The sequence below is a fragment of the Streptomyces sp. AC627_RSS907 genome (assembly GCF_019049165.1).
Window position 1 is genome coordinate 1,288 of record NZ_JAGMUE010000244.1, and the last position, 2,898, is coordinate 4,185.

General features: G+C 68.5%; 2 protein-coding genes and 1 pseudogene. 2 read left to right on the top strand and 1 reads right to left on the bottom strand.

Annotated elements, in window-relative coordinates:
- A partial coding sequence (gene proC, locus KUM32_RS33010; protein WP_217145617.1) for a pyrroline-5-carboxylate reductase occupies positions 1 to 801 on the top strand: 801 nt, incomplete at its 5' end.
- Between the two features lie 87 nt (positions 802 to 888).
- A pseudogene (locus tag KUM32_RS33015) lies at positions 889 to 1,074 on the top strand (helix-turn-helix domain-containing protein); the annotation flags it as partial.
- Here KUM32_RS33015 and trpS read toward each other — a convergent pair.
- Positions 1,029 to 2,039 carry a tryptophan--tRNA ligase gene (trpS, locus tag KUM32_RS33020; RefSeq protein WP_217145618.1) on the bottom strand — a complete coding sequence of 337 codons (1,011 nt, stop codon included), beginning with the start codon at positions 2,037 to 2,039 and terminating at the stop codon, positions 1,029 to 1,031. The pseudogene KUM32_RS33015 and the gene trpS overlap by 46 nt on opposite strands.
- Between the last annotated feature and the right edge of the window lie 859 nt (positions 2,040 to 2,898).

A 2,898-nucleotide genomic window follows, 5' to 3' on the forward strand; every position in this document is an offset into this window, starting at 1 on the left:
GTCGCAGTCCTCGGCACCGGAAAGATCGGCGAAGCCCTGCTCAGCGGGATGATCGGAGCAGGCTGGGACCCCGCCGACCTCCTGGTCACCGCCCGCCGCCAGGAACGGGCCGACGAACTCCGCACCCGCCACGGCGTCACCCCGGTCACCAACGCCGAGGCCGCCAAGACCGCGGACACCCTGATCCTCACGGTCAAGCCGCAGGACATGGGCACGCTCCTCGACGAACTCGCCCCGCACGTCCCCGCCGACCGCCTGGTCATCAGCGGCGCCGCGGGCATCCCGACCTCCTTCTTCGAGGACCGCCTCGCCACCGGGACTCCGGTGGTCCGGGTCATGACGAACACCCCCGCCCTCGTCGACGAGGCGATGTCCGTCATCTCCGCCGGCACCCACGCCACCGCCGACCACCTCGCCCACGCCGAGGAGATCTTCGGCGCCGTCGGCAAGACGCTCCGCGTCCCCGAGTCCCAGCAGGACGCCTGCACCGCCCTCTCCGGCTCCGGCCCGGCGTACTTCTTCTACCTGGTCGAAGCCATGACCGACGCCGGCATCCTCCTCGGCCTGCCTCGCGACAAGGCCCACGACCTGATCGTCCAGTCCGCGATCGGCGCCGCGACGATGCTCCGCGACAGCGGAGAACACCCCGTCAAGCTCCGCGAGAACGTGACATCCCCCGCCGGCACCACCATCAACGCCATCCGCGAACTCGAGAACCACGGCGTCCGCGCCGCCCTCATCGCCGCCCTGGAAGCCGCCCGAGACCGCAGCCGCGAACTCGCCTCGGGCACCAAGGACTGACCCGCACCACCCCACCCCAGGGCTCACTTCGCCGCGGTCACGACATCCTGCGTCATCACCACCTCCCCGAACCCGCCCCCGTGCAGCGACCAGCGCATCGCCGCCGCCCAGAAGCTCCTGGAACGCACCGACCTGCCCATGCCCGAGGTCGCCCGCCGGGCCGGGTTCGGCGGCGAGGGCGCGATGCGTCGGCACTTCGCATCGCGCCTCGCCGCCAGCCCCCGCGCCTACCGGGCCGCGTTCACGGGCGGCAGCAGCCCGATCGCCCGGTAAGCGGCATCCACGGTCGGCCGGGCCATCGCCCGCGCCTTCTCCGCGCCCTCCCGGAGCACGTCCTCCACGTACCCGGGATCCGCGCACAGCTCCTTGTGCCGTTCCTGCAGGGGCCGCAACACCTCGACGACGGCCTCGGCGGTGTCCTTCTTCAACGCGCCGTACGAGTCGTACCCGCCCGCCAGCTCCGCCGGCCCCGCCCCCGTGCAGGCGGCGAGGATCTCCAGCAGGTTCGCGAGCCCGGGACGCGCCTCCCGGTCGTACACGACCTCGCGCCCGCTGTCGGTCACGGCCCGCATGACCTTCTTCCGCACGACGTCCGGCTCGTCCAGCAGATAGACGATGCCCGGCCCGACGTCGTCGCTCTTCCCCATCTTCGACGCCGGGTCCTGCAGGTTCATCACTCGCGCCGCCACCGCGGGATTCGTGGCCCGCGGTACGACGAACGTGTGCCCGTACCGCTGGTTGAACCGCACCGCGAGATCCCGCGCCAGCTCCACGTGCTGGGTCTGGTCGTTCCCGACCGGCACGTCCTTTGCCCCGTACGCCAGGATGTCCGCCGCCATCAGCACGGGATACGTCAGCAGCGACAGCCGTACGCTCCCACCCCGCCCCCGCTCCCGCGCGGCCTTCTCCTTGTACTGGATCATCCGCCGCATCTCCCCGTCGGTGGCGACGCACTCCAGTACGTAGGAGAGCCGGGCGTGCTCGTCCACGTGACTCTGCACGAACACGGTGCACAGCTGAGGATCCAGCCCTGCCGCCAGCAACAGCGACGCCGCCTGCCGGCTCAGCCTGCGCACCCGCGCCGGATCGTGGTCCACGGTCAGCGCGTGCAGGTCGACGACGCAGAACAGCGCGTCCGACCGGTGCTGGTCCTCCGCGGCCCACTGCCGCATGGCGCCCAGATAGTTCCCCAGCGTCAGGTGCCCGGTCGGCTTGACCCCACTGAAGACCCGTGTCATCTCTCCACCTCCTGGTCAGGGCCGCCGCCACCCGCCGGCCGCCCTACTGGAGGGAGATACGAGAACGGCCGCCGAAGCGGCGGCCGTTGAACGCATACGTGAGTACGGCCGCCGTCAGGCGGCCCACCAGAGCTGGGTACACGTACGCGTCATCACGCGTCCCACAGTACGCCTCCAGCGGTCGGGCCGCCCCGGAGTTGACACGCCCCGTTCACACTCGTAGTGTTCTCCGAGTTGTCCGACGTGAGCGCCGACTCCGGTCGGTCCCCGGACAGCGATTCCGCAGGTACCAACCACTTCACGACGAGCAGTCGTACTGTTCGGCGTCGTCGTGTCATTGGCGCGTGTATTTGCGGAATGAGGAATCCACGTTCGAAAGGACGCGGCCCCCGATTAGCTCGGGAGCCGGGAATCCGCTAGAGTCTCACCTCGTCGGAACGGCCCAACAGCCGGGAAGACAACCCCCTCTGACGGGGAATCAGGGCCCGAAAGGATCTGATAGAGTCGGAACCGCCGGAAAGGGAAACGCGAAAGCGGGAACCTGGAAAGCACCGAGGAAATCGGATCGGAAAAGGATCTGATAGAGTCGGAAACGCAAGACCGAAGGGAAGCGCCCGGAGGAAAGCCCGAGAGGGTGAGTACAAAGGAAGCGTCCGTTCCTTGAGAACTCAACAGCGTGCCAAAAGTCAACGCCAGATATGTTGATACCCCGTCTCCGGCCATCAGGCTGGGACGAGGTTCCTTTGAAAAACACAGCGAGGACGCTGTGAACAGTCGGATCATTCCTCCGACTGTTCCGCTCTCGTGGTGTACGCCGGATCACCGGCAAGCATTCACGGAGAGTTTGATCCTGGCTCAG

What these genes read in the sequence shown, in the direction of transcription:
- trpS (WP_217145618.1), bottom strand. Translation starts at nt 2,039, where the DNA reads ATGACACGGGTCTTCAGTGGGGTCAAGCCGACCGGGCACCTGACGCTG.